The sequence below is a fragment of the Qipengyuania sp. SM2512 genome (genome assembly GCF_054954005.1).
Window position 1 is genome coordinate 392,182 of record NZ_CM143134.1, and the last position, 23,642, is coordinate 415,823.

Here is a 23,642-nt window from a genome sequence, read left to right on the forward strand (position 1 = left end):
TAGCGCAGGGGGGATTCGCCTAGCAATCGCAAACGACCAAGCGGGCAGTGTAACCGATGAAAGCCATCGGTGTCCTTCGAGCGATCACCGCGCGATCATCGGCCCCAACGGCTGGCCGCCGAAGATATGGACGTGGAAATGCGCCACTTCCTGCCCGCCATGCGCGCCGACATTGGCCATCAGCCGATAGCCGGGCTCGACCAGCCCCTTGGCGCGCGCCACCTTGCCCACTGCGCGGATGAAGCCGGCGATCTCCTCGGCGCCTGCATGCTCGGAAAAATCGTCCCAGCTGACGTATTTGCCTTTGGGTATCACCAGCGTGTGGATCTCGGCCTGAGGGTTGATATCCTCGAAGGCATAGGCCCATTCGTCCTCATAGACCTTGGTCGAGGGGATATCGCCGGCGAGGATCTTCGCGAAAATGTTGGACTCGTCATAGGGTTTGGTTGCGTCGATCGGCATCACTCGCTCCTGCTTGCTTTCTCTTCCAGTCCCGACAGGCCTTCGCGGCGGTCGAGCTCGGCCAGGACCTGCGCCAGCGCGATATCCTTTTCGCCCAGCAGCACCAGCAGGTGAAACAGAAGATCCGCCGCTTCGCCGACCAGTTCCTCCCCATTCCCGACAAGCGCGGCGACCACCGTCTCGACCGCTTCCTCGCCCAGCTTGCGCGCGATCACCGGCATTCCGCGGGTCTGCAATTGTGCGACATAGCTGGAGGAAGGATCGGCACCACGGCGCTGCGCGATGGTGGTTTCGAGGCGGGTCAGCGTGTCCATGGCGCGGGTCATGGAAGGCTGCGCGTCGCGGGTCAATCCTGCGCGGGTTGGCCCAGGGTGAGCAGCCGGCCCAGCGCGATCCCGCCGAGAGAAATACCGATCAACAGCAGAGCGCTCGGTTCGCTCAGCGCGGCAGCGGTTTCGCGCACCCCGGGAAGGGTCGACAGTTGGGATACGATCGCGATGGCCTGGCTCGACATGGCGCAGCCATAGTCGCGGGGCGCGGCACCGGGGGATCAATCTTGCAAAGCGTCCCGCTTTGATACCGGTTTGTGGCTATTCAGCCGCGTTGCATCATCCCCGGGCCGGCAATCCGGCTGCGCGCAAGGCGTCGTGCGCTTCTGCGATCGTATGTTCGCCGAAGTGGAAGATCGAGGCCGCCAGCACCGCGCTGGCATGGCCCTCGCGCACCCCTTCGACCAGATGATCGAGCGTGCCCACCCCGCCGCTGGCGACCACCGGAACGCCGACCGCATCGGCGATGGTGCGGGTCAACTCGAGATCGTAGCCGCGCTTGGTGCCGTCGCTGTCCATCGATGTGACCAGCAATTCGCCCGCCCCCAGCTTGGCCAGCCGCATGGCGTGTTCGAGTGCATCGATCCCGGTCGGCTTGCGCCCGCCATGGGTGAAGATTTCCCAGCGGCCGGGCCCAGTCCGCCGCGCATCGACCGAGCCGACGACGCATTGGCTGCCGAAGCGCGCCGCGATCTCGCCGACCAGCTCGGGCCGTTCGACCGCGGCGGAATTGACCGCCACCTTGTCCGCCCCCGCCAGCAGCAACGCGCGCGCATCCTCGACGCTGCGCACCCCGCCGCCCACGGTCAGCGGCATGAAACACACCGCAGCGGTTCGGCGGACGATGTCGATCAAAGTTCCGCGCCCTTCGTGGGTGGCGGAGATGTCGAGAAAGCACAGCTCATCGGCACCGGCAGCGTCATAGGCCTGCGCCTGCTCGACCGGATCGCCGGCATCGCGAAGATTAACGAAATTGACGCCCTTGACCACGCGGCCATCGGCGACGTCGAGACAGGGAATGACGCGGATGCGGACAGTCATCGTGGAGAACTTAGCGCAAGGCTGGTCATTGCGAGCGGAGCGAAGCAATCCAGTAGGTCGAGCGATCCGCCTTTGGATTGCCGCGTCGCCTGCGGCTCCTCGCAATGACGAAACCGGAGACGCATCACGCGCGCTCGGCCATCTGAATCGCCGCCGCGAGATCGAGCCGCCCCTCGTACAGCGCGCGCCCGGTGATCACGCCTTCGATGCCTTCATCGGCGTGGATCGCCAGCATCCGAATATCGTCGAGCCCCTTGACCCCGCCGCTGGCGATCACCGGGATCGCCACGCTGCGCGCCAGTTCGACGGTGGCATCGATGTTGCAGCCTTTCAGCATTCCGTCGCGACCGATATCGGTGAACAGCAGACTGGCGACACCCGCATCTTCGAACCGCCGCGCCAGATCGCGCACCGGGACGTCGGAGACCTCTGCCCAGCCCTCGGTCGCAACCATGCCGTCCTTCGCGTCGACCGCGACGACGATGCCGTTCTCCCACTCCTTCGCCATCGCCTTGACGAATTCGGGATCCTTGAGCGCCGCCGAGCCCATCACCACCCGCGCGACGCCGAGCTCGAACCAGCCCGCGACCGCCGCCGCATCGCGGATGCCGCCGCCAAGCTGGACATGGCCGGGGAAGGCCTCGACGATTCGCTCCACCGCCTCGCGGTTTTCCGCGCGCCCCGCGAAACTGCCGTCGAGATCGACCACATGGAGATACTCCGCCCCCGCCTCGGCGAAGAGCAGCGCCTGCGCCGCAGGATCGTCGCCATAGACGGTGGCGCGCGCCATATCGCCCTCGGCCAGCCGCACGACGTCGCCGCCCTTGAGATCGATTGCGGGAAAGACGATCACGTTACGGTCTCCATTCGAGAAAGCGTTCGAGCAGTGCCAGGCCATAAGCTTGGCTCTTTTCGGGATGGAACTGGACCCCGAGGATGTTCTCACGGCCGACCGCCGCGACCAGCCCGCCGCCGTGATCGGTCATCGCCACCACATCGGCGCCGCTGTCGGCATGAAAATGGTAGGAGTGGAGGAAATAGGCTTCGCCCGGCTCGACCAGATCATGGTCGCGGGCGTGGGGTGTCAGAGCGACATCGTTCCAGCCCATATGCGGGATCTTGATGCTGTCGTCGCTGCGCTCGATCGCCCGGACTTCGCCGGGAATCCAGTCCAGCCCCTCGGTTGTGCCGTGTTCGAGACCGCGGCTCGCGAGCAATTGCATACCGACGCAGATGCCCAGGAAGGGCGCCCCGCCAACCTGCACCCGTTCGGTCATCGCCTCGACCGCACCTTCGATGGCGCGCAGTCCCTCGGCGCAGGATCGGAACGATCCGACACCCGGCAGAACGATCCGGTCCGCGGCGCGCAGCACGTCCGGATCGGCGGTCACCCGCACCTGCGCCCCAACGGATTTCAGTGCGTTTTCGACCGAATGCAGATTGCCCGCGCCATAATCGACCAGCGCAACGATCTCAGCCACCCAGCTGCCCCTTGGTGCTGGGCACCGCGCCGCGCTTGCGCGGATCGATCTCGACCGCCTGGCGCATGGCGCGCGCGAAGCCCTTGTACAGCGCTTCGCAGATATGATGGTTGTTCTGGCCGTAGAGCAATTCGCAATGCAGCGTGATTCCAGCAGCCTGCGCCACCGAATGGAACCAGTGCTCGATCAGCTCGGTGTCCCACTCGCCCAGCTTTTCCTGCGTGAAGCCGGCCTTCCACACCAGATAGGGCCGCCCCGAAATGTCCAGCGCGACCCGCGCCAGCGTTTCGTCCATCGGCGAATAGGCCGAGCCGTAACGGGCGATCCCGCCCTTGTCGCCGAGCGCCTGCGCCAGCGCCTGGCCCAGCGCGATCGCGCTGTCCTCGGTGGTGTGATGCTGGTCGATATGGAGGTCGCCCTCGACCTTCATCGTTACGTCGATCAGTGAATGGCGCGAGAACTGTTCGACCATATGATCGAGAAAGCCGATACCGGTCTCCACCGCGTATTTTCCCGTGCCATCGAGATCGACGGTCACATGGATGGCGGTTTCCGTGGTGTTGCGTTCGATAGTGCCTGTGCGCATGGCCGCGAGCGCTAGAACCCTTGGCGGCACGGCGCAAGATGGGAGGGCAGTCTGGCGCGCCGGGCAAGAGAAACAGTGGCGCAAGGCGCTTGACCCGCGGGCGGTGCCGCTCCACCTAGCACTCCATGAGCGACGATACACCCGACAGCCTGATCCCCTACGATGCCATCGTCCAGGAGGCCCTGCGCGCCGTAGTTGGCCGTGTGCTGGGCGAAATCGTCAGTGCGGGCAGCGAGCTGCCCGGCGCACATCACTTCTATATCACCTTCAAGACCCATGCTCCCGGCGTGTCGGTTCCCAACTCGCTGCGCGAGCGGTTCCCGGACGAGATGACTATCGTTCTCCAGAACAAGTTCTGGGACCTGCGGGTGGAAGACGAGCTCTTCAGCGTCGGCCTGTCGTTCAACCAGATCCCCGCCGAACTCGTGGTGCCCTATGCCGCGATCACCCAATTCGTCGATCCCGCGGTGGATTTCGGGCTGCAGTTCCAGGCGACCGTCGCCGACATGGCGCCCACCCCCACCGACGACCCCGGCAACGACGAGGTGGAACGCGACGCCAGCGGGGTCGTTAAGGACAGTGACGACGGTTCGAATGTCGTCACGGTCGATTTCGGCCGCAAGAAATAACCGCGCAGCCTGGTGCCTGCGCCGCAACGGGGCAGAATCTCATGGCAAAGCCGACTCATCTTACCGACATGGCCTCCGACCGGCTCGACGATGCAGTAGAATCGATCTCGGGTGAGCGAGACACGGTTCCCGGTCCGAGCACCAATCCCTCGACCAATCTGATAATCAACGACATCCTGCTGCGCAGCGTCGGCCGGCTATCGCGACTGACTGTCGAAAAGGCGGTGCTGGGCCGCAAATATGGCAGCCAGTTCGCGAAGGACGCGGTCGAGAACCGCTCGCTCCTGCATACGATGGCCGCCTACGGGGTAACCAAGGTCGCGACCCGCTCGCTTCCCGGCGCCGCTATCGTCGGGACCGGTCTCGCCCTGAAGGTGCTGTTCGACCGCAGCCAGTCGCGCCGCAAGTCGCGCCGCACCGGCGAAAAATCGCTGCGCGAGCAGGCCAACCCCGACTGAACGGCCTAGTTCGACGCATCACGGGGCTTGATTTGCCCCGTTGCCATGGGCCAACAGCGCCCATGGCCCAATCACCCAATTCGAGCAGCCCTCAGTCCGACTCTCTCGCGGCCGAGTCCGACGCGCTGCACCGCCGCGGCCTGATGTATATCCTGTCTTCGCCCTCGGGGGCGGGCAAGACGACCATATCGCGGATGCTGCTGGCGGCCGACGAGGAAATCAAGCTGTCGGTCTCCGCCACCACGCGGCCACCGCGCCCCGGCGAGATCGAGGGCGTCCACTACCATTTCGTCTCCGATGCCGAATTCGACGCGATGATCGAGGACGACGATTTCTACGAATGGGCGCATGTCTTCGGCTATCGCTATGGCACGCCCAAGGGCCGCATCCGTTCGGCGCTCAAGGACGGGCAGGATTTCCTGTTCGACATCGACTGGCAGGGCACGCAGCAGCTATACCAGAAGGACCAGCAGGACGTGGTCCGGGTCTTCATCCTCCCGCCCAGCCTCGACGAACTGCAGCGCCGCCTGACGGGCCGCGGGACCGATTCGGCCGAGGTGATCGCCGGGCGGATGGAGCGCGCCCGCGCCGAAATCAGCCATTGGGACGGCTACGACTATGTGATCATCAACGACGATGTCCACGCCTGCTTCGCGAAGGTGCACCAGATCCTCGCCGCCGAACGCATGAAGCGCCAGCGCCAGACGGGCCTGATTCCCTTCGTCCGCGAACTGATGCTGTAGGCGGGGTCGCAAACTTCATGATATTTGTTAGATAAATCAAAGCGTTTACCCGATATTAGCTGTCTCTCTTATACTTCGCTACGGGTAGGAGATGGTCGCGTGAAACCAGGGTGTCAGGGCTGCAAATCGGATAAGCACGAGTTCGACATTTCGATGGCATTTCAGCCGATCGTCGATGTCGAAACCGGAAAGCCGTTCGCTTACGAAGCCCTCGTCCGGGGCGGTGACGGCGAAGGCGCAGCCGAGGTCCTAGCCAGTGTTTCCGAGGAGAGCCGCTACGCCTTCGATCAGAAGTGCCGTGTCGCGGCGATCGAGGGCGCGGTGGCGGCGGGTATTCTCGATACCAGCGCCTGCCTGTCGATCAATTTCCTGCCCAACGCAGTCTATTCGCCGCTCGCCTGCATCCAGCTGACGCTCAAGACCGCGCTGGCGACCGGGTTTCCGGCAGAACGGCTGATCTTCGAATTCACCGAGAACGAGGAGATGATCGACAGCGATCATGTCCGCGGCATCGTCGAGGCCTACCAGCAGCTCGGTTTCGGAACGGCGATCGACGATTTCGGCGCCGGTCATGCCGGGCTCGGCCTGCTGGCCAAGTTCCAGACCGATTACCTCAAGCTCGACATGGCGCTCATCCGCGATCTCGACCGCTCGATGCCGCGGCGCATGGTCGTCGAGGGCGTGGTCCGGATGGCACGCTCGCTCGCCATCGGCGTGATCGCCGAAGGGATCGAAACGGTCGAGGAATACGAGGCACTACGCAAGATGGGCGTGCGCTATATCCAGGGCTATCTGCTCGCCCGGCCCGAACTCGGGGCCTTGCCCCCGATCCGTGTGCCGAGCGAGCGGATATCCGTCGAGACCGCCGAGGTCAGCGCCCGCCGGCAGGATCGGCGAAATGCGTTGGTAGGTGGGCGTTGACGATGCCGCCGTCCACCGCGAGCGTTTCGCCCACGGTGTAATCGCCCGCGCGGCTCGCCAGATAAACCGCGCTGCCGCCCATATCGAGCGCATCGCCGACGCGCTTGTTGGGAATGCCCTTGGCGCTTTCGTCGCCCATGTCGCGCGCGACCTTGTTCATGTCCGAGGGAAATGCCCCCGGCGCGATCGCGGTGACGTAGACATGGTCCTGGACCAACCGCGCGGCCATCCGCCGGGTGAGATGGATCAGCGCCGCCTTGCTCGCCTGGTAGGAATAGGTTTCCCACGGATTGATCCGCAGCCCGTCGACGCTGGCGATGTTGATGACCTTGGCCGGCCGCTCGTGGCTGGCGGCGGCGGTCAGCAGCGTGTGCAGCTTCTGGGTCAGGAAGAAGGGGGTCTTGACGTTGAGGTCCATGACCTTGTCCCAGCCCTGCTCGGGGAAATCGAGATAGTCGTTCCCCCAGGCGGCGCCGGCGTTGTTGACCAGGATGTCGAGCTTGGTCTCGCGCCCGGAAATCTCCGCCACCAGCTCGTCGATCCCTTCCATGGTCGAGATATCGCCTTGGATCGGCACGACCTTCTCGCCCAGTTCCGCGGCGGTCTCGTGCAGTTCGCCGCCCTTGCGCGCGGTGATATAGACCCGGTCGATCCCGGCGGCGAGGAAGCCTTCGACGATCATCCGTCCGATGCCGCGGCTGCCGCCGGTGACGAGCGCGGTGCGCCCTTCGAGGCTGAAGAGGTCGTTGAGGTTCATCTGTGTTCTCCTGAAACCCCCTCCCGCGAGGGAGGGGCAGTGAGACTTGGCGGCTTGCCGCCTAGTCGCAACGGGGTGGGTTTGCGGGGCTCGAAAACCTTCCGGCGCCGAACCCCCACCCCCGACCCCTCCCCTGGGGGAGGGGGGTTTAAGCTCAGTAGCCGCTCATCTCGGCGACGCGGCCCGCGTGGTAATACTGGTCGCCCAGGAACTCCTGCAGCGCCCGGTCGCGCTTCATGTAGAGACCGATGTCATATTCGTCGGTCATCCCGATCCCGCCATGCATCTGCACGCCTTCGCGCACCGCCAGACCCGCAACCTTGGCAACCTTGGCCTTGGCGACCGAAGCCATCAGATCGGCCTTCTCGCTGCCGCCGTCGAGCAGCTGCGCCGCCTTGATCACCACCGCGCGGGCGATCTCGACCTCGGAATAGAGATGGCTGGCACGGTGCTGGAGCGCCTGGAACTCGCCGATCAGCTTTCCGAACTGCTTGCGCTGCTTGAGATAGTCGATGGTCATGTCCATCGCGCCGCGAGCAACACCCACGCCTTCCGCGGCGGCACCGACGCGTCCGGCTACCAGCATGGCGTTGAGCACATCGCGTCCACCATCGACCTCGCCGATCACCGCATCACCGTCGAGCTCGACGCCGTCGAATTTCGTGTGGGTCGCGACCGAACTGTCGACCAGCCGGACCGCGTCGTGGCTCATCCCGCTGGCATCCTTCGGGACCGCGAACAGCGTGATGCCATCCTCGTCGCTGTCGCCGCCCGAGGTACGCGCGGCGACGATCATCATGTCGGCGCTGGCACCATGGATGACGAAATCCTTCTGGCCGGAAATGCGGAAGCCGTTGCCCGATTTCTCTGCCTTGGTGCGGATCGTTTCCGGGCGATGCTTGGCACCTTCGTCGACCGCGACAGCATAGACCTTCTCGCCTTCGACCATACCGGGGAGCCAGCGGCCCTTGGCATCGTCGCTGGCATGGGCCAGCGCGGTCGCCGCCAGCACCGAGCTGGTGAGGAAGGGCGACGGGGTCAGGTTGCGACCGATTTCCTCGAGCACGATGCCCGCTTCGACATGGCCCATCCCGAGCCCGCCGTGGTCTTCGCCGACCAGGATGCCGGTGAAGCCCATTTCGGCGAACTGCTTCCACAGCTCGTGGCCGAAACCGTCCTTGCAGTCGCGGTCGCGCCAGTGGCGCAGCTGCTTCTGGGTGTTGCCCTGTTCGGACATGAACTGGCCGGCGCTCTCCGCCAGCATGGTCTGATCGTCGTCGTGATAAAGTGGCATTCGCCTCTTCCTCTCTCGTCATCCCGCGCAAAGCCGGGATCTGGTTCGGCAGGTTCGGATCGTATCGACCGCGACCCCAGCTTTCGCTGGGGTGACGGCAGTTACGCTCCCGGAAGGTCGAGAATCCGCTTGGAAATGACGTTCAGCATCACTTCGCTGGTCCCGCCTTCGATGGAATTGGCCTTGGTCCGCAGCCAGCTACGCGCTGGCTTGCCGCCGGCGGTCTCCTCGCTCTCCCACTCCAGCGCGGTGCTGCCGCCCGCAGCCATGATCAGCTCGTGACGGCGCTTGTTCAGCTCGGTCCCGGCGTATTTGAGCATGTTGGGCTGAGCGGGATGGCCCTTGCCCACCTTCAACTCGTCCATGAACTTCTCGCTCATCGCGGTGAAGGACAGCGCATCGACGTCGAACATCGCCATTTCGGCGCGCAGCACCGGGTCCAACTCGCCCTGACGGCTGCTCACCGCGCCCAGGGACGACGCGCGATCGCCGCCGCCGGTGGCGGAGATCATCTCGCGTTCGTGGCCCAGCAGATATTTCGCCACGTCCCAACCGCGGTTGATCTCGCCGACGTAACCTGGGATGCCCTCGCCATAGCTCTTGGGCACCTTCACATCGTCCATGAAGGTTTCGCAGAACGGGCTGTTGCCGCTGATCAGCTTGATCGGCTTGGTGCTGACGCCCTCGCCCGCCATGTCGAACAGCATGAAGGTAATGCCCTGGTACTTGTTCTCCTTGTCGGTGCGGACGAGGCAGAAGATCCAGTCGGCTTCGTCGGCATAGGAGGTCCAGATCTTCTGGCCGTTGACGATCCAGTGATCGCCCTTGTCCTCGCCGAAGGTCTGCATCGAGACCAGATCTGAGCCCGAACCCGGCTCGGAATAGCCCTGGCACCAGCGGATCTCGCCATTGGCGATTTCGGTGAGAAAGCGCTGCTTCTGGCCCTCGGTGCCGAAGTGGAGCAGCGCCGGGCCGAGCATCCAGATGCCGAAGCTCGAGAGCGGCGGACGCGCATTGATCCGCGCCATTTCCTGGCGCAGGACCTTGCCCTCGGCCCCGGTCAGACCGGCGCCGCCGTATTCCTTGGGCCATTCGGGGACGGTGTAGCCCTTGTCGCGGCAGGCCTCGAACCACTGCTTCTGTGCCTCGCTCTTGAAGCTGGCGTTGCGGCCGCCCCAATAGACGTCGCCTTCGTCGCGGACCGGCTGGCGCATTTCGGCCGGGCAGTTCGCCTCCAGCCACGCACGAACCTCGCTGCGGAATCCTTCCAGATCGGACATAGGTCTCTCCTCTCAGTGCCCCATCTCTTCAGGGCCTCGTCTCTTGACGTTAACGTTAGGTCGATTCGGCCCCGCGCCGCAAGGGCAATCGCGGTCAAGCGCCATGCCGTAGCGTCAGCCGGTTTGCGTTGACCCGCCCGCCCGCAGCCCTAAGCTGCGGAGCCAGAGAGAGTGGGAGAAATACGTGCGATTCTCGGGAAAAACCGTGGTCGTGACCGGCGCCGCAGCGGGCATCGGGGCGGAAAGCGCCCGGTTGTTCGCCCGCGAGGGCGCGGTGGTCATTGCCAGCGATATCGATACCGAAGGCGGCGAGAAACTGGCGCGTGAGAGCGAAGGCGATATCCGCTTCCGCCACTGCGACGTCCGCGACGTCGAGGCGATCCGCGCGCTGATGGATTTCGCCGCGAGCGAGACCGGCGGGATCGACACGCTGCTCAACAACGCCGGGGCCGGCGGAGCGCGCGCGCCCATCGACGAGATCGAGCCGGCCGACTGGGATTCGACCATGGATCTGCTGCTGCGCTCGGTCGCGATGGGGATCCGATATGCGGTGCCGCACATGATCGGGCGGCCCTCGACGCGGACCGGCGGCGCCAGCATCGTCAACGTCTCCAGCGTCGCTGCGGTCGGGCCGGGCTATTCGCCCACCGCCTATGCGGTCGCCAAGGCCGGGGTGCTGCATGTCACTAAGCTCGCGGCCGCGGATCTCGCGCGCCACTCGATCCGGGTCAACGCGGTCCAGCCGGGCTTCATCAATACCGACATCTTCACTTCCTCGCTCGCGATTTCGGGCGAGGCAAAACAGATCGCCAAGGGCGTGCTGGCGCAGATGTCGAGCAACGCCCAGCCGGTCAGGCGCGGCGGCCAGCCCGCCGATATCGCCGAGGCGATGGCCTATCTCGCCAGCGAGGCCGCCGGCTTCGTCAACGGCACCTCGCTGCTGGTCGATGGCGGGATCACCATCGGTCCGCGCGACAGCTGGGACGAGGATGCACCCAAGATGTTCGATGCGCTGCTGGCCATGGCCGAAGCGGCGGAGAAAAAGGTCAGCGGCGCAAAGACATGAGTTTCGTCACCGGCCCGCTCCCGCAGCGGCTCAAGATCATCCACGGTTTCGGCGCGGTCGCCTTCGGAGTGAAGGACAGCGGGTTCAGCTTCTTCCTGCTGATCTTCTACAATCAGGTGCTCGGCATGGATGCCGGGATGGTCAGCCTGGCGCTCGCCGCGGCCTTGATCGTCGATGCCTTCGTCGATCCGATCCTGGGCAATCTGTCCGACCGGACCTACACGCGCTGGGGCCGCCGCCTGCCCTGGCTCTATGCTGCGGCGCTGCCGCTCGCGCTGGCCTGGGCGGTGCTGTGGAACCCGACGATCGACGGCACGCCGGGCTTCTGGGAACTGCTCGGCATCTGCGTGGTGGTGCGGATTCTGCTCTCCGCCTGCGAGGTCCCCTCGGTCAGCCTGCTCCCCGAAATCACGCAGGATTACGACGAGCGCACCACGCTGTTCCGCTATCGCTATCTGTTCGGCTGGATGGGCGGGCTGGTGATGATGCTGCTGGCCTACACCGTCTTCATGCCCGGGGCCGAAGGGCTGCTGGAGGCCGGGGGTTACAGCTATTTCGGCATTTTCGGGGCACTGCTGATCTTCTTGTCGGTGGTCGGCTCGGCGATCGGGCAGCACAAGCTCGTCGCGCATCTTCCCGCGCACAGGCCCCCGCCGTTCACCATCTGCACCGCCTTTGCGGAGATCGTCGATGCTTTTCGCGAAAAGGCCTTCCTGATCTTCGCGCTCGGCGGTCTGGCGGCCTATATCAGCCAGGGAATGACCTTCTCGATCACCAATTATCTCAACCTTTTCGTGTGGCAGATGTCGAGCGTCGAACTCGTCGGCTATCCGGTGGTGCTGTTCCTGTCCGTGCTGATGATGTTCTTCGTGGTCGGTCCGATGCACCGCCGCTGGGGCAAGGCCAGAACCGCGGCGATCGGCGCGCTCGCCAGCGTGGCGCTGCTGGCGACGCCCTTCCTGCTGTTCCTGGCGGGTTTCTGGCCCGAAGTCGGCGCGCCGCCCGCCGCGGGCGAGACCGGCGCATTCGCAGCAGTGCAGCTCTCCACCCTGCTCTATTTCGGCTTCCTGCTGTTCGCCAATATGTTCGGCATCGTAATGATGATCTCCGCCTCTTCGATGATCGCCGAGATCGTAGAAGCGTTTCAGGAGCGCAGCGGCAGGCGCGCCGAGGGCTCGTTCTATTCGGGCAATTGGCTCATCCAGAAATGCGCCACCGGCGCTGGCATCTTCGTGACCGGCCAGATCATCGGCCTGTCGCAATTGCCTACCAATTCCGCGCCGGGCACGGTCGAACAGCCTGTCCTCGCCAGCATGATCCTGCTTTATCTGGGAATGTCGGTCGCGCTGGCGCTGTTTGCCGCCTTCTGGCTCGCGCGCTTCCCGATCGGACGCGAGGATCACGAGGCAAGGCTCGCCGCGCTCGACCGCGCGGCGCGGGCGGATGTCGACGCCGGGGTCACCCCGCCCTGACGCGAGATCCGGTTTTTTCCTTGGCGGGGCGCGGTCGCTCTGCCAGTTTCATAGAGCAACGAATTTAAATCGAGAGGATAGTGGATATGGATTTCGAACCCACCGAACGGCAGGTCTATTGGCGCGACAGGGTCAGGGATTTCATCGAAAATCATGTCCGACCCGCAGTCCCGACTTATCAGCAGCAGGATGCCGAGGGCGACCGCTGGAAGGTGATCCCGGTGGTGCAGGAGCTCAAGGCCAAGGCCAAGGAGCAGGGCATCTGGAACTTGTTCATGCCGCCACGCAACGATGGCCACCACCATGTCGACGATACCTACGACTTCGAGGGTCCGGGCCTGACCAATCTCGAATACGCGCTCTGCGCCGAGGAAATGGGCAAGATCGGCTTTGCGTCCGAGGTGTTCAACTGCTCGGCCCCCGACACCGGCAATATGGAAGTCTTCCACCGCTACGGCACGCGCGAGCAGAAGGAGCAGTGGCTCACCCCGCTGATGAACGGCGAGATCCGCTCCGCCTTCCTGATGACCGAGCCCTTCACCGCCTCTTCCGATGCGACGAATATCGAGACCCGCATCGACCGCGACGGCGACGAATATGTCATCAACGGCCGCAAATGGTGGTCCTCGGGCCTCGGCGATCCGCGCTGCAAGGTGTCGATCGTGATGGGCAAGACCGATCCCAATGCCGGGCGCCATGCGCAGCAGTCGATGATCCTGATGCCCAACGATGCCAAGGGCGTGAACATCCTGCGCCACCTGCCGGTGTTCGGCTATGACGACGCCCCGCACGGCCATATGGAGGTCGAGCTCAAGGACGTGCGCGTCCCCCTCTCTGCCATGCTGCTGGGCGAAGGGCGCGGCTTCGAAATCGCGCAAGGCCGCCTCGGGCCGGGCCGCATCCACCATTGCATGCGCACCATCGGCGTCGCCGAGGAAGCGCTCGAGAAGATGTGCCGCCGGCTGCAGGAGCGCGAAGCCTTCGGCAAGCCGATCTACAAGCATTCGGTATGGGAGGAACGCGTCGCGCGCGCCCGGATCGACATCGACATGACGCGCCTGCTGTGCCTCAAGGCCGCCGACATGATGGACAAGGTCGGCAACAAGAGCGCCAAGCAGGAGATCGCGATGATCAAGGTCCAGGCGCCCAACATGGCGCTCAAGATCATCGACGATGCGATCCAGGCGCATGGCGGCGGCGGCGTCTCGAACGATTACGGACTTGCGAACGCCTACGCTCATCAGCGCACGCTGCGGCTGGCAGACGGACCCGACGAGGTCCACGCCCGCTCGATCGCGCGGATGGAGTTCGCCAAGCATGCTCCGCAGGAAGGTCCCAGCGCCAACGCACTGCGCGATGGCAAGGGCCCGGCGCGCGGAGACGATCGGTTGAGTTCCGGCGACATGGGAGCGACCCGCTGATGGCAAAGGCTGCGATACTCGAGCAGGTCGGCAAGCTCACGATCGGCGAGGTCGAACTCGCCGATCCGCTGCCGCACGAAGTGCTGATCGACACCAAGGCCTGCGGGCTGTGCCATTCGGACCTGCACTTCATCGACGGCGCCTATCCGCACCCCATGCCCGCGATCCCGGGACACGAGGCGGCGGGCGTGGTCCGCGCGGTCGGGTCCGAGGTCCGCACGGTCAAGCCGGGCGACCATGTCGTCACCTGCCTCTCGGCCTTCTGCGGCCATTGCGAGTTCTGCGTGACCGGCCGCATGGCGCTGTGCCTCGGCGCCGAGACGCGGCGCGGACAGTCGCAGAGACCGCGGATCACCCGCAACGGCGGCGAGACTGTGGCGCAGATGCTCAATCTCTCGGCCTTTGCGGAGCAGATGCTGATCCACGAGCACGCCTGCGTCGCGATCGACAAGGACATGCCGCTCGACCGGGCGGCGGTGATCGGCTGCGCGGTCACCACCGGGGCGGGCGCCATCTTCAACGCCTGCTCGGTGGTCCCGGGTGAATCGGTCGCCGTGGTCGGCTGCGGCGGGGTCGGTCTGGCCGCGGTCAACGCGGCGCGGATCGCCGGTGCGGGCCAGGTCATCGCGATCGATCCGATCCCCGAGAAGCGCGAGCTCGCCAAGGTGCTCGGCGCGACCCACACCATCGATGCGATGGCGGACGATGCGGTCGAGCAGGTCATGAAGATCTCGCGCGGCGGGGTCCATCACGCGATCGAAGCGGTCGGCCGCCAGGCCAGTGCCGATCTGTCGGTGAAAATCCTGCGCCGCGGCGGCATGGCCACGATCCTCGGCATGATGCCGCTCGACTGCAAGGTCGGGCTGGGGGCGATGGATCTGCTCAGCGGCAAGAAGCTCCAGGGGGCGATCATGGGAATGAACCACTTCCCGGTCGATCTGCCGCGGCTGGTCGATTTCTATATGCGCGGTCTGCTCGATCTCGACACGATCATCTCCGAGCGCATTGCGCTCGAGGATATCAACAAGGGCTTCGACACCATGCGCAACGGCCATTCGGCGCGCAGCGTGATCGTGTTCGACTGATGGCGATCGATTTCGACAAGGAGATGGTCGGCACCGTCGCGGTGACCGACTCCGACCGGCTCGATCTGGACCGGCTTGGCCAGTGGTTTGCCGCGAATGTCGAGGGGTTCGAAGGGCCGATCGACTATTCCAAGTTCAAGGGCGGCCAGTCCAATCCGACCTACCGGATCGACACGCCGGGCATGTCCTACGTGTTGCGCCGGCAGCCGTTCGGCAAGCTGCTCCCCAGCGCGCATGCGGTGGATCGCGAGTACAAGGCTATGGCCGCGCTGGGACCGACCGGCTTCCCGGTGCCGAAAACCTACGGGCTGTGCGAGGATCCCGAAGTCATCGGCTCGATGTTCTTCGTGATGGGGCTCGCCGATGGGCGCAATCTGTGGAACGGCGCCCTGCCCGACAGCACACCCGAAGAACGCCGGGCGATCTACCACGCGATGATCGACACCATGGCGGACCTTCACATGAAGGATCCCGACGCCATCGGGCTGGGTGATTTCGGCAAGTCGGAGGATTACTGCGCGCGCCAGATCGGTCGATGGTCGAAGCAGTACAAGCTGTCCGAAACCGAGACGATCCCCGAGATGGACCGGCTGATCGAATGGCTGCCGCAGACGATCCCGCCGCAGCATCAGTCCTCCGTGGTCCATGGCGACTACCGGCTCGACAACATGATCTTCGAGAAGGATGCTTCGCGGGTGCTGGCAGTGCTCGACTGGGAATTGTCGACTCTGGGCGATCCGATCGCCGATTTCAGCTATCTGATGCTCAACTGGCACAATCCGGGCGATGGCCGCGCCGGACTTCAGGGTCTCGATCTCGCCGAACTCGGCATTCCATCGCAGGATGAAGCGGTCGAGCGCTATGTCGCGCGCACCGGCTTTCCGGTCCCGCCGATGGACTGGTATTTCGCCTACAATCTGTTCCGGCTCGCGGGCATCATCCAGGGCATCAAGAAGCGGGTGATCGACGGCACCGCGTCATCCGCTCATGCCAAGGAGATGAGCGAACGCGTGGTTCCGCTGGTCCAGCGGGCGCACGAATTCGCGCTTCAGGCGGGGATGCCCGCCTAGAAGCCCCTGCGCCAGGTCACCGCCACGCCCGCATCGTCGGGCGCGGCGGCATAATGGCCCGGGTCGGTCCGGTAATAGACGCTGGCGCTGGCCCGACCATGGGCGAAGGGTCCGCGCCAGCTCACCTCGCCCACCGTCTCGCGCCCGGTGGGGCTGAGCGAGAGCCGGCGCGTACCGAAGCCGGCGGTTTCGGTCGCATAATCGTAGCTCACCGGCAGCAGGACATCGATCCCGCCCCCCGTCACCCGCAGCGGCTGAGCGAGACGCAGGCCGAAGCTGTCGCCACCGGTGAAGAAGTTGCCGCGCGACAGGTCGAGCGACCAGGCGTTGCTCTGAAAGCGCGAGCCTGCCGCGACCAGACCGCTCAAACGCGGGCTGGTGAAGCCGTGGCGATAGCTCGCCCCCAATTGCCACTCGTCCGAAAGGTCGATCGAGGTGGCGGTATCGAGAAAGAGCGTGTCCGCACCGCTGGCGCCAAAGCTCTCGTTGAAGAATGCGCCGAGCATGGTCGCATCCTCCTGCAGCCAGGTGAGGCCTAACACCGTGTCGAGCGCTCCGAACTTGCGGTCGGCGGAGAGGCCGAAACTGCGCGTCGTATGTCTTTCGCGCGGACCGCGGAGCAGCTCACGCTCGCCGCGGTAATTGCCCAGCCAGGCCTCGCCGGTATCCGCGCTCGCGGTCAGTCCCCAGCCGCCCAGCTGCTGCCGCAGGGCGAACCCGGCGTCGCTGGTGGCTGCAAAACCCATATCGCCGGTGGCGTCGCGCGCGATCAAAAAGGCGGGCCGCGAGGCGCCTTGCAATTGGGCGGTCAGACCTTGCATCCCCTCGCGCAGTGCGAAGCCGACCTCCAGGTCCGGCGCGATCCGCGCGATCATGCGCGCCGCGAGCAGCCGTGCGCCTTCCGCATCGCTGGCGGCGAGATCGAGCTGACGCGCCATGATCCCTTGGGCACCGAACGGCTGCTCCTCGATCGTAAAGGCCAGCGAAAGCGCCCCGTTGCCCAGCGCGAGGTGCTGTCGGCCCTGCTGGAGCGCCCCGTGGAGCTTGTACTCGGGCACCGCACCGCGCAGTCCGGTGCCGTAATTGAATTGATAGGCGCGGCGATATTGGTCGAGCAGCACGCCCTGCAGGCTCTGGGGCGAAGCGAAGGCATCGCCCATCGCGGCGGACCCGACTGCTGCGGTCTCGCCGAGACGAACCACCGTGGTCCCGCCCGCGAGAGTGGTGGTGCCGCTGGGTGCGAAGGCGGCGGCGATGTCGAGACCGCCGCGCCCATAGGTGCTGTCGGCGCCCGTCGCTCCGAGGTCCCGGGCGGAATCGAGCAGGATTTCGACGATCTGGCGCCCGGTCAGATTGGGGAAGGCCTGCCTGAGCAGCGCCACCGCGCCCGCTACCTGCGGAGCGGCGAAACTGGTGCCCGAGAACAGCAGCCGGAAGCTTCCGTCCGCATCCTGCCCGACGAAGACCTCCCCGTTCTCATAGACGCAGCAAATGCGTTCTCCGCGCGCGGTGAGATACCAGTCCGCCTGGCTGCCGGCGCGCTGGCTGAAGCTCGACAGCTGGAACCCTTCATCGATCGAACCGACGATGATGACATTGTCGCCCCCTGCCTCGCGGATGCCGCGGGCGAAATCGGTCGGTTGACCGGGATCGACATCGCTCGCGCTGCCATCGCCGCCATTCCCCGCTGCCACCACGATCACGACTCCCGCGGCAGCGGCGCGCGTCACGGCTGCGAGCACCCGCGCGCCCGGATTGCCGCCGCCAAGGCTGAGATTGACGACCGTCGCCCCCGAGGTCACCGCCTGGTCGATCCCGGTGGCGATGTCATTGTCGAGAAAATTGCAGCCGAGCGCGGTGTCTTCGGGCGTGTCCGTGGCGCAGCTGCCGACCCGATCCGCCCGCAGCACGAGCAGGTTCGCGTCGAAGGCAATCCCGAGGACCCCGCTGTTGTCGCGCGCCGCCGCAGCCACCAGCGCGACATTGGTGCCATGGTCGTCCTCGGCCTCGAACCCGCGATCGGCGGCGACATCGCGCGAATCGGGATGGATCCGGCCGATGAATTCCTGACTGTCGCTGTCGATCCCGGTGTCGACGATCGCGATGAGCGAACCCTGGCCGGTGGCCCCTCGCGACCAAGCCGTCACCGCGCCGTGCTGTTCGGGTCCGTCCGAGAGCCGCAACTCCTCGGTGTTGAAGCTCGAGACCGGCGTGGGAGTCGGGGTCGGGGTGGGCGCCGGAGTAGGAGTGGGCGCAGGGGTCGGGGTCGGCTGCGGTGTCGGTGTGCTGGATATCCCGCCCGAACCGCCGCCACCGCCGCATGCGGCCAGCAGCGCAAGCGGAGCCAGCGCAACCCCGACGAGGAAATTGGCCGAAGGTCTTGAATCGGAGGACATCTGCAAACCCTTTCGCCGGACAAATTAGCCGCGAAACCATGGCCGGTCCGTTAACGGCACAGCATGTCGGGTTCCTCGGTCGCGGCAAGCGAAGCAAGGCGGGCTCGCGACTTGCCCGCCGCCGCTCCGCCCCCTAACACCGCGCCCGACATTCCAACGACCAAGGACAGGTCCGCCATGACCCAGCAACTCGCCGCCGCCATCGAACAGGCCTGGGAGGATCGCGCCGCGATCACCCCGCAGAGCAGTGCGGTGCGCGAACAGGTCGATGCTGCGCTGGCGCTGATCGACAGCGGCGAGGCGCGCGTGGCCGAGCCCGACGGCCATGGCGGCTGGACGGTCAACCAATGGCTCAAGAAGGCGGTGCTGCTGTCGTTCCGGCTCAACGAGAACCGCGTCATGGAAGGCGGCTCTGCAGGCCACCCGGCCTTCGACAAGGTGCCGAGCAAATTCGCCGGCTGGGACGATGCGCGCTTCATCGAAGCGGGCTTTCGCGTGGTTCCAGGCGCCATCGCGCGCCAGGGCGCCTATATCGCGCCGGGCTGCGTGCTGATGCCCAGCTTCGTCAACATCGGCGCCTATGTCGGCAAGGGGACCATGGTCGATACCTGGGCCTCGATCGGTTCCTGCGCGCAGATCGGCGAGAACTGCCACATCTCGGCCGGAGCGGGGATCGGCGGCGTGCTCGAGCCGATGCAGGCCAACCCGACCATCATCGGCGACAATTGCTTCATCGGCGCGCGTTCGGAGATCGTCGAGGGGGTGATCGTCGGCGAAGGATCGGTGGTGGCGATGGGGGTCTTTATCACCCAGTCGACCAAGATCGTCGATCGCGCCACCGGAACGATAACGCGCGGCGCGGTGCCGCCCTATTCGGTGGTGGTGCCCGGCACGCTGCCCGCTGCCGCCAAAGAGCACGGGGGCGGACCCTCGCTGGCCTGCGCGGTGATCGTCAAGACGGTGGACGCCCGCACCCGCGAGAAGACCGCGATCAACGAGTTGCTGCGCGATTGACGCTGGCGCCCAAAGGGAACATTGTTGGTGCGGCCTGCGTAGGCTAATGCCGGTACGCACCGAGTACGAAAGCAGGAGCGAATTTCAATGCACAATGATGGTAACGAAACCCACGTCTCCGAGACCGAAGCCAGCGGCGGGTCGAAGGAAGGCGTGGTTCGTTGGGTGCTGGTAATCAGCCTGCTAGGAGCGATCGTGCTGCTCTCGGCGATCTGGATGTTCGGCGCGGCAACGCAGGGCGATGTCGAGGAAGAGGCGACGGTCAGCGGCACCATGGAAGCTGCCATGGACCAGGAAGAAGGCAATCAGACCGATTCCATCATCGGCGAAGAAGTGACCGAGATGGAATCGCCGGGCGAAGAACCCGAAACACCGCTCGATACGGTCGACAATTGAGCGCCTGGTCGGCGGGCGTCTGAACCGGACGACCGCCGGCTTCGGAACCTCGGGCGCCTCGGAGCGATTGATCTTCTGCACCAAGCGGAGATCCGAGATGAGCCAATCGAACAGCTTCCGTACCGGCCAGCACGTCCAGTGGAACTGGGGCAGCGGAACCGGGACCGGTCAGATAGACGAGCGCTTCGAACGCGATGTGACCCGCACCCTCAAGGGCAGCGAGATCACCAGAAACGGCGACAGCGACAACCCCGCCTATCTGATCGTGCAGGAAGACGGCGACAAGGTCCTCAAGCTTGGCAGCGAACTTCAAGCGGAGAACAGCTAATGCCAGCCCAATCCAAAGCACAGCAGCGCGCCGCAGGTGCCGCCCTTTCCGCCAAGCGCGGCGACACCAAGGTCTCGGACCTGCAGGGCGCATCGAAGCAGATGTACGATTCCATGTCCGAGGACGAGCTGGAAGACTACGCCTCGACCGATCTCGACGGCCTTCCCGACCATGTCGACGAGGACGATTGACCCGCGGATCGACCGACGACGCTCAGGAAGCCATCCGCACCCTTCTCGCGGATCGCGCCGAGGGCGCCACCATCTGTCCCAGCGAAGCGGCCCGGCTGATGGCTGGGGCGGGAGCAGACTGGCGCGGTGCCATGCCTCATGTCCATCGCGCAGCGGACGAACTGCTTCATAGCGGAGCGATAACGCTGAGTTGGAAGGGGAAGCCGCTCAAAGCTCCCGTGGGGCCCTATCGCATCGGCCGCCCCGATTGAGCGCCCGCCCGGTGCTGCGCTGGGTACTGGCGGCGTTTTACGCCGTGGCAGGCGTTATCCACCTCTCCGCGCCCGAGCCGTTTCTGGAGATCATGCCGAGCTGGGTCTGGCAGCCCGAGGCCGTGGTCTTCTGGACCGGCATTGCCGAATTGCTCGGTGCGGCGGCGCTTGCGCAGCCCTGGTCTGCAAGATTGCGCCAAGCGGGTGCGATCGGGCTGGCGCTCTACGCCGCCCTCGTCTTCCCTGCCAATATCAACCACTTTGCGCTCGACATGGCGCGTAGCGATGGCGGGCTCGGCCTCGGCTATCACATCCCGAGAATGTTTGCGCAGCCATTGCTGGTGTGGCTGGCGCTGTGGACCGGCGGCGTCCTGGACTGGCCCTTCCGCCGCCGGTAGCCCATTCAGCTCATGTGCTTCGAGACGGCGCCCGTCATCTTGAACATGGAGATCTGTTCCTTGCCGATCACCGCGCCGAGCTTGTCGTCGGGGTTGATCATGCGGCGATCCTTGGAATCCTGCAGATCGTGAGCCTTGATATGCTCCCATACCTTCGAGGTCACCTGGGCCCGGGTCATCGGACCCTTGCCGACCACGTTCTCCAGTTCGGGAGTCAGCGTCACGGGTTTCTGAAGGGCGTTGTTCTTACCAGCCATTGTAGTTCCTTTCTCAGTCAGTCTTGCTTGTATTCCGGTGCCGGCTTGCCGGCCTCCGGGTAATCTTCTCAGAGATCGTCGGCGAGATCCAAATCCTCGACCTCATGACCCTCGAACCGGCCGGTCAGCACAGCGCAGGCCGTGACATGGCCTTCGATCTGCTTGATCAGCTGCTCGATCTTCGCCCCGGGCATCGTGGTCAGCGGCAGGTCGAGCGCGAACAGCTGGAAGACGTAGCGGTGCTCCTCGCCGATCGGCGGGTTGGGCAACAGCCATTCGGAATTGCCCGCGGCGTTCTTGCCCGTGCGCGGCGGCGCCTCGCCCTCGAGCAGCTTGCCGCGCTGCGGCGCCAGGCCCCAGACCAGCCAGTGCAGATTGGGCTTGCCCTCGGGTCCGTCGACATCCTCGACGATCAGGACGAGCTCCTGCGAACCCGGCGGGGGCGCGGTCCATTCCAGCGGCGGCGCCACCGAGGCTTCCTCGCAGGCGGTGAAGCTGGGATCCAGCTCGCCGCCATGCTCGAACGCCGGACTCTTGAGCGAGAAGCCGGACTTGCCGAACGTCTGCTCGGACCCCACCCGCGCGATGACCAGGTCACCGGCGGGCTTGCTTCCCCCGACTGCGCTATCCAGCCATGCAGCGCTACTCATGCGAAATTCCTTCGATTCATCCGGTCCTTTTGACCGTCCTCTTGCCACGAGACCATGCCCTGCGGGCAAATATGCACGGCTTTTGCCCGGAATCCCGCACATTCGGTCGCGAATGCAGTGCAAACTTGCCTAGTACTCCGGCGTTTGGCACTAATGCTGGCAGTCGGGAGCTGTTGTCACGGCCTCCGGTTTGATCTGGCCTCCTTACCGCCATCTTCCCGGAGTCGCACCCCATGACCATCGCTCGTACGCTTCTGTCCACCACGCTCGCGCTCTCGCTCGCCGCTTGCGGAGGGGGTGGTTCGCCGAGCGCCCCGGTCGCCGGCGGTGGCGGGGGGACACCGGGAACCTCGGGTGGCGGCACCGCCAATGACCCCTGCTCGCTCGCCAACCGCCAGGAGTTCGTGCGCGGCGTGCTCGACGAATGGTACCTTTTCCCCGAGCTGCTGGCGAGCAACGTCAACCCGGCCGCCTATTCCGACCTGCAAAGCTACATCGACGCACTGGTCGCCCCGGCCCGGGCGCAGTCGAAGGATCGGGGCTTCACCTACATTACCTCGATCGCGGAAGAGACTCAGCTGATCAACAGCGGATCCAGCGCCGGCTTCGGCGTACGGTTCGGCTACGATACCGGCGCTAACCGCGTTTTCGTGCTGGAATCCTTCGAGAACGCCCCCGCCCTTTCCGCCGGGATCGACCGCGGAACCGAGCTGCTGTCGATCGACGGGACCGCGGTCGCCAGCCTGATGGCATCGGGCGGCCCCAATGCGGTCATCAATGCACTCGGCCCGTCCGATCCAGGCGTCAGCCGGAGTCTCGGCTTTCGCGATGTCGGCGGGGTCGAGCGCAGTGCGACCATCGCCAAGACCGAGTTCTCTCTCGATCCGATCTCCGATCGCTACGGCGTGAGAATCCTCGACGATGGCACCGGTCAGGTCGGCTATATCAATCTGCGCACCTTCATCGTCGAGGACGCCGGCCCGCAGCTGCGCGCCGCCTTCCAGCAGTTCCGCAACGCCGGGGTCGACCGGGTCATCCTCGACCTGCGCTACAATGGCGGCGGGCTGGTATCGGTGGCGGAACTGCTGGGCGATCTGATGGCCCGGGGCCGCGAAGGCCAGGTCTTCAGCAAGACCATCCTGCGCCCCTCCAAGGCGGCGGAGAACGAGGTCGATCTGTTCGCCGCCCAGCCGCAGGCGATCGCAGCAAGCAAAGTGGCGGTGATCGGGCGCGGCGGCACCGCCTCGGCAAGCGAGCTGGTGACCAATTCCTTCATTCCCTACCTCGGCACCAATCTCGCGCTGGTGGGGACCAATACCTACGGCAAGCCCGTGGGGCAGTTCGCCTTCGACCGGTCGGAATGCGACGACCGCTTGCGCGCGGTGACCTTCAAGACCACCAATGCGGCGGATCAAGGCGAGTATTTCACCGGGCTCGCCTCGGTCGTGCCCAACACCTGCGCGGCGAACGATGGCATCTTGAACCAGCTCGGCGACCCGGCGGAAGCCTCGGTCAGCGTTGCACTCGATTTCCTTGCCGGGCGCAGCTGCACGCCCATAGCCGGCGGGATGGAACGCGGTGTGCAGGGCGCAGGCGATCGCCGGGTTCTGCTCCAGCCCGATCGCCCCACCGCAGCGCAGCGCGAAGTGCCGGGCCTGTTCTGATC

Annotated in this window: 29 protein-coding genes; 16 read left to right on the top strand and 13 right to left on the bottom strand. The window is 65.3% G+C overall.

Annotated elements, in window-relative coordinates; genetic code table 11:
• Window positions 1-84: 84 nt before the first annotated feature.
• The 7 genes from ACQ5J0_RS01935 to hisB all read right to left on the bottom strand — a co-directional run bounded on the left by ACQ5J0_RS01935 (window position 85) and on the right by hisB (window position 3,899).
• Window positions 85-462, bottom strand: a complete 378-nt coding sequence (locus tag ACQ5J0_RS01935) for an HIT domain-containing protein (protein WP_462568847.1) — start codon at window positions 460-462, stop codon at window positions 85-87.
• Entirely contained in the window at window positions 462-776 is a 315-nt protein-coding gene (locus ACQ5J0_RS01940; protein WP_462570157.1) for a phosphoribosyl-ATP diphosphatase, read from the bottom strand. The genes ACQ5J0_RS01935 and ACQ5J0_RS01940 overlap by 1 nt, the downstream gene beginning before the upstream one ends.
• Window positions 777-808: 32 nt before the next feature.
• On the bottom strand, window positions 809-976 hold the full coding sequence (locus tag ACQ5J0_RS01945) for a hypothetical protein (protein ID WP_305928864.1): 168 nt from the start codon (window positions 974-976) through the stop codon (window positions 809-811).
• Between the two features lie 94 nt (window positions 977-1,070).
• Window positions 1,071-1,832 carry an imidazole glycerol phosphate synthase subunit HisF gene (gene hisF / locus ACQ5J0_RS01950; protein WP_462568848.1) on the bottom strand — a complete coding sequence of 254 codons (762 nt, stop codon included), beginning with the start codon at window positions 1,830-1,832 and terminating at the stop codon, window positions 1,071-1,073.
• 124 nt (window positions 1,833-1,956) lie between these two features.
• On the bottom strand, window positions 1,957-2,685 hold the full coding sequence (hisA, locus tag ACQ5J0_RS01955) for a 1-(5-phosphoribosyl)-5-[(5-phosphoribosylamino)methylideneamino]imidazole-4-carboxamide isomerase (protein WP_462568849.1): 729 nt from the start codon (window positions 2,683-2,685) through the stop codon (window positions 1,957-1,959).
• A gap of 1 nt (window position 2,686) precedes the next feature.
• Window positions 2,687-3,313: an imidazole glycerol phosphate synthase subunit HisH gene (hisH, locus tag ACQ5J0_RS01960; RefSeq protein WP_462568850.1), complete on the bottom strand. Its 627-nt coding sequence runs from the start codon at window positions 3,311-3,313 to the stop codon at window positions 2,687-2,689.
• Window positions 3,306-3,899, bottom strand: coding sequence for an imidazoleglycerol-phosphate dehydratase HisB (gene hisB, locus ACQ5J0_RS01965; RefSeq protein WP_462568851.1), 594 nt, complete (start codon window positions 3,897-3,899; stop codon window positions 3,306-3,308). Before hisB ends, hisH begins: the two co-directional genes overlap by 8 nt.
• Before the next feature lie 125 nt (window positions 3,900-4,024).
• Between hisB and ACQ5J0_RS01970 the strand changes: the two genes are divergently transcribed.
• The 4 genes from ACQ5J0_RS01970 to ACQ5J0_RS01985 all read left to right on the top strand — a co-directional run bounded on the left by ACQ5J0_RS01970 (window position 4,025) and on the right by ACQ5J0_RS01985 (window position 6,650).
• On the top strand, window positions 4,025-4,528 hold the full coding sequence (locus ACQ5J0_RS01970; RefSeq protein ID WP_462568852.1) for an SspB family protein: 504 nt from the start codon (window positions 4,025-4,027) through the stop codon (window positions 4,526-4,528).
• Between the two features lie 41 nt (window positions 4,529-4,569).
• Window positions 4,570-4,986, top strand: coding sequence for a hypothetical protein (locus ACQ5J0_RS01975; protein ID WP_462568853.1), 417 nt, complete (start codon window positions 4,570-4,572; stop codon window positions 4,984-4,986).
• Between the two features lie 62 nt (window positions 4,987-5,048).
• Window positions 5,049-5,729 carry a guanylate kinase gene (gene gmk, locus ACQ5J0_RS01980; RefSeq protein WP_462568854.1) on the top strand — a complete coding sequence of 227 codons (681 nt, stop codon included), beginning with the start codon at window positions 5,049-5,051 and terminating at the stop codon, window positions 5,727-5,729.
• A 153-nt stretch (window positions 5,730-5,882) separates the two neighbouring features.
• Entirely contained in the window at window positions 5,883-6,650 is a 768-nt protein-coding gene (locus ACQ5J0_RS01985; RefSeq protein WP_462568855.1) for an EAL domain-containing protein, read from the top strand.
• Here the strand turns inward: ACQ5J0_RS01985 and ACQ5J0_RS01990 are convergent.
• The 3 genes from ACQ5J0_RS01990 to ACQ5J0_RS02000 all read right to left on the bottom strand — a co-directional run bounded on the left by ACQ5J0_RS01990 (window position 6,601) and on the right by ACQ5J0_RS02000 (window position 9,981).
• Window positions 6,601-7,407 (bottom strand): SDR family oxidoreductase, encoded by an 807-nt coding sequence (locus tag ACQ5J0_RS01990; RefSeq protein ID WP_462568856.1) that lies wholly within the window; start codon window positions 7,405-7,407, stop codon window positions 6,601-6,603. The two genes, ACQ5J0_RS01985 and ACQ5J0_RS01990, sit on opposite strands and share 50 nt — an antisense overlap.
• Window positions 7,408-7,561: 154 nt before the next feature.
• Window positions 7,562-8,701: an acyl-CoA dehydrogenase family protein gene (locus ACQ5J0_RS01995; RefSeq protein WP_462568857.1), complete on the bottom strand. Its 1,140-nt coding sequence runs from the start codon at window positions 8,699-8,701 to the stop codon at window positions 7,562-7,564.
• 101 nt (window positions 8,702-8,802) lie between these two features.
• The gene (locus ACQ5J0_RS02000) at window positions 8,803-9,981 is read right to left on the bottom strand and encodes an acyl-CoA dehydrogenase family protein (protein WP_462568858.1); all 1,179 of its coding nucleotides are present in this window, start codon (window positions 9,979-9,981) and stop codon (window positions 8,803-8,805) included.
• Between the two features lie 184 nt (window positions 9,982-10,165).
• On the opposite strand from ACQ5J0_RS02000, the gene ACQ5J0_RS02005 reads away from it, so the two are divergent.
• From ACQ5J0_RS02005 to ACQ5J0_RS02025, 5 genes are all read left to right on the top strand, one after another.
• A complete protein-coding gene (locus ACQ5J0_RS02005; RefSeq protein ID WP_462568859.1) occupies window positions 10,166-11,047 on the top strand; it encodes an SDR family NAD(P)-dependent oxidoreductase in 882 nt (293 codons plus the stop codon).
• Entirely contained in the window at window positions 11,044-12,519 is a 1,476-nt protein-coding gene (locus ACQ5J0_RS02010; RefSeq protein ID WP_462568860.1) for an MFS transporter, read from the top strand. Before ACQ5J0_RS02005 ends, ACQ5J0_RS02010 begins: the two co-directional genes overlap by 4 nt.
• 86 nt (window positions 12,520-12,605) lie before the next feature.
• Window positions 12,606-13,940, top strand: coding sequence for an acyl-CoA dehydrogenase family protein (locus ACQ5J0_RS02015; RefSeq protein ID WP_462568861.1), 1,335 nt, complete (start codon window positions 12,606-12,608; stop codon window positions 13,938-13,940).
• Window positions 13,940-15,025, top strand: coding sequence for a Zn-dependent alcohol dehydrogenase (locus ACQ5J0_RS02020; RefSeq protein ID WP_462568862.1), 1,086 nt, complete (start codon window positions 13,940-13,942; stop codon window positions 15,023-15,025). The genes ACQ5J0_RS02015 and ACQ5J0_RS02020 overlap by 1 nt, the downstream gene beginning before the upstream one ends.
• Window positions 15,025-16,095 (top strand): phosphotransferase family protein, encoded by a 1,071-nt coding sequence (locus ACQ5J0_RS02025; protein WP_462568863.1) that lies wholly within the window; start codon window positions 15,025-15,027, stop codon window positions 16,093-16,095. Before ACQ5J0_RS02020 ends, ACQ5J0_RS02025 begins: the two co-directional genes overlap by 1 nt.
• On the opposite strand, the gene ACQ5J0_RS02030 is transcribed toward ACQ5J0_RS02025, so the two are convergent.
• On the bottom strand, window positions 16,092-18,491 hold the full coding sequence (locus tag ACQ5J0_RS02030) for a S8 family peptidase (RefSeq protein WP_462568864.1): 2,400 nt from the start codon (window positions 18,489-18,491) through the stop codon (window positions 16,092-16,094). The genes ACQ5J0_RS02025 and ACQ5J0_RS02030 overlap by 4 nt on opposite strands.
• 177 nt (window positions 18,492-18,668) lie before the next feature.
• Between ACQ5J0_RS02030 and dapD the strand changes: the two genes are divergently transcribed.
• The 6 genes from dapD to ACQ5J0_RS02060 all read left to right on the top strand — a co-directional run bounded on the left by dapD (window position 18,669) and on the right by ACQ5J0_RS02060 (window position 21,069).
• Complete coding sequence (dapD, locus tag ACQ5J0_RS02035) at window positions 18,669-19,505, top strand: 2,3,4,5-tetrahydropyridine-2,6-dicarboxylate N-succinyltransferase (protein ID WP_462568865.1); 837 nt, start codon at window positions 18,669-18,671, stop codon at window positions 19,503-19,505.
• 87 nt (window positions 19,506-19,592) lie between these two features.
• On the top strand, window positions 19,593-19,901 hold the full coding sequence (locus ACQ5J0_RS02040; RefSeq protein WP_462568866.1) for a hypothetical protein: 309 nt from the start codon (window positions 19,593-19,595) through the stop codon (window positions 19,899-19,901).
• A 97-nt stretch (window positions 19,902-19,998) separates the two neighbouring features.
• Complete coding sequence (locus ACQ5J0_RS02045; protein ID WP_462568867.1) at window positions 19,999-20,229, top strand: hypervirulence associated TUDOR domain-containing protein; 231 nt, start codon at window positions 19,999-20,001, stop codon at window positions 20,227-20,229.
• A complete protein-coding gene (locus ACQ5J0_RS02050) occupies window positions 20,229-20,420 on the top strand; it encodes a DUF3008 family protein (protein WP_462568868.1) in 192 nt (63 codons plus the stop codon). Before ACQ5J0_RS02045 ends, ACQ5J0_RS02050 begins: the two co-directional genes overlap by 1 nt.
• The gene (locus ACQ5J0_RS02055; RefSeq protein WP_462568869.1) at window positions 20,417-20,671 is read left to right on the top strand and encodes a DUF3253 domain-containing protein; all 255 of its coding nucleotides are present in this window, start codon (window positions 20,417-20,419) and stop codon (window positions 20,669-20,671) included. The genes ACQ5J0_RS02050 and ACQ5J0_RS02055 overlap by 4 nt, the downstream gene beginning before the upstream one ends.
• Window positions 20,668-21,069 (top strand): DoxX family protein, encoded by a 402-nt coding sequence (locus tag ACQ5J0_RS02060; protein ID WP_462568870.1) that lies wholly within the window; start codon window positions 20,668-20,670, stop codon window positions 21,067-21,069. The genes ACQ5J0_RS02055 and ACQ5J0_RS02060 overlap by 4 nt, the downstream gene beginning before the upstream one ends.
• A gap of 5 nt (window positions 21,070-21,074) precedes the next feature.
• Here ACQ5J0_RS02060 and ACQ5J0_RS02065 read toward each other — a convergent pair whose 3' ends face one another.
• A complete protein-coding gene (locus ACQ5J0_RS02065) occupies window positions 21,075-21,326 on the bottom strand; it encodes an SWIB/MDM2 domain-containing protein (protein WP_462568871.1) in 252 nt (83 codons plus the stop codon).
• Window positions 21,327-21,394: 68 nt separating this feature from the next.
• Window positions 21,395-21,976: a YbhB/YbcL family Raf kinase inhibitor-like protein gene (locus ACQ5J0_RS02070; RefSeq protein ID WP_462568872.1), complete on the bottom strand. Its 582-nt coding sequence runs from the start codon at window positions 21,974-21,976 to the stop codon at window positions 21,395-21,397.
• Between the two features lie 233 nt (window positions 21,977-22,209).
• Here ACQ5J0_RS02070 and ACQ5J0_RS02075 point away from each other — a divergent pair, with 233 nt between their 5' ends.
• On the top strand, window positions 22,210-23,640 hold the full coding sequence (locus tag ACQ5J0_RS02075) for a S41 family peptidase (RefSeq protein ID WP_462568873.1): 1,431 nt from the start codon (window positions 22,210-22,212) through the stop codon (window positions 23,638-23,640).
• Window positions 23,641-23,642 lie beyond the last annotated feature (2 nt).

Coding starts and splice junctions, on each gene's coding strand:
- hisF (WP_462568848.1), bottom strand. CDS start 1,832: ATGACTGTCCGCATCCGCGTCATTCCCTGTCTCGACGTCGCCGATGGC.
- hisB (WP_462568851.1), bottom strand. CDS start 3,899: ATGCGCACAGGCACTATCGAACGCAACACCACGGAAACCGCCATCCAT.
- ACQ5J0_RS02065 (WP_462568871.1), bottom strand. CDS start 21,326: ATGGCTGGTAAGAACAACGCCCTTCAGAAACCCGTGACGCTGACTCCC.
- ACQ5J0_RS02045 (WP_462568867.1), top strand. CDS start 19,999: ATGAGCCAATCGAACAGCTTCCGTACCGGCCAGCACGTCCAGTGGAAC.
- ACQ5J0_RS02000 (WP_462568858.1), bottom strand. CDS start 9,981: ATGTCCGATCTGGAAGGATTCCGCAGCGAGGTTCGTGCGTGGCTGGAG.
- ACQ5J0_RS01975 (WP_462568853.1), top strand. CDS start 4,570: ATGGCAAAGCCGACTCATCTTACCGACATGGCCTCCGACCGGCTCGAC.
- ACQ5J0_RS01970 (WP_462568852.1), top strand. CDS start 4,025: ATGAGCGACGATACACCCGACAGCCTGATCCCCTACGATGCCATCGTC.
- ACQ5J0_RS02015 (WP_462568861.1), top strand. CDS start 12,606: ATGGATTTCGAACCCACCGAACGGCAGGTCTATTGGCGCGACAGGGTC.
- ACQ5J0_RS01945 (WP_305928864.1), bottom strand. CDS start 976: ATGTCGAGCCAGGCCATCGCGATCGTATCCCAACTGTCGACCCTTCCC.
- ACQ5J0_RS02040 (WP_462568866.1), top strand. CDS start 19,593: ATGCACAATGATGGTAACGAAACCCACGTCTCCGAGACCGAAGCCAGC.
- ACQ5J0_RS02070 (WP_462568872.1), bottom strand. CDS start 21,976: ATGAGTAGCGCTGCATGGCTGGATAGCGCAGTCGGGGGAAGCAAGCCC.
- ACQ5J0_RS02025 (WP_462568863.1), top strand. CDS start 15,025: ATGGCGATCGATTTCGACAAGGAGATGGTCGGCACCGTCGCGGTGACC.
- ACQ5J0_RS02010 (WP_462568860.1), top strand. CDS start 11,044: ATGAGTTTCGTCACCGGCCCGCTCCCGCAGCGGCTCAAGATCATCCAC.
- dapD (WP_462568865.1), top strand. CDS start 18,669: ATGACCCAGCAACTCGCCGCCGCCATCGAACAGGCCTGGGAGGATCGC.
- ACQ5J0_RS02075 (WP_462568873.1), top strand. CDS start 22,210: ATGACCATCGCTCGTACGCTTCTGTCCACCACGCTCGCGCTCTCGCTC.
- ACQ5J0_RS01985 (WP_462568855.1), top strand. CDS start 5,883: ATGGCATTTCAGCCGATCGTCGATGTCGAAACCGGAAAGCCGTTCGCT.
- gmk (WP_462568854.1), top strand. CDS start 5,049: ATGGCCCAATCACCCAATTCGAGCAGCCCTCAGTCCGACTCTCTCGCG.
- ACQ5J0_RS02030 (WP_462568864.1), bottom strand. CDS start 18,491: ATGTCCTCCGATTCAAGACCTTCGGCCAATTTCCTCGTCGGGGTTGCG.
- ACQ5J0_RS01935 (WP_462568847.1), bottom strand. CDS start 462: ATGCCGATCGACGCAACCAAACCCTATGACGAGTCCAACATTTTCGCG.
- ACQ5J0_RS02050 (WP_462568868.1), top strand. CDS start 20,229: ATGCCAGCCCAATCCAAAGCACAGCAGCGCGCCGCAGGTGCCGCCCTT.
- ACQ5J0_RS01990 (WP_462568856.1), bottom strand. CDS start 7,407: ATGAACCTCAACGACCTCTTCAGCCTCGAAGGGCGCACCGCGCTCGTC.
- ACQ5J0_RS01940 (WP_462570157.1), bottom strand. CDS start 776: ATGGACACGCTGACCCGCCTCGAAACCACCATCGCGCAGCGCCGTGGT.
- ACQ5J0_RS01995 (WP_462568857.1), bottom strand. CDS start 8,701: ATGCCACTTTATCACGACGACGATCAGACCATGCTGGCGGAGAGCGCC.
- ACQ5J0_RS02020 (WP_462568862.1), top strand. CDS start 13,940: ATGGCAAAGGCTGCGATACTCGAGCAGGTCGGCAAGCTCACGATCGGC.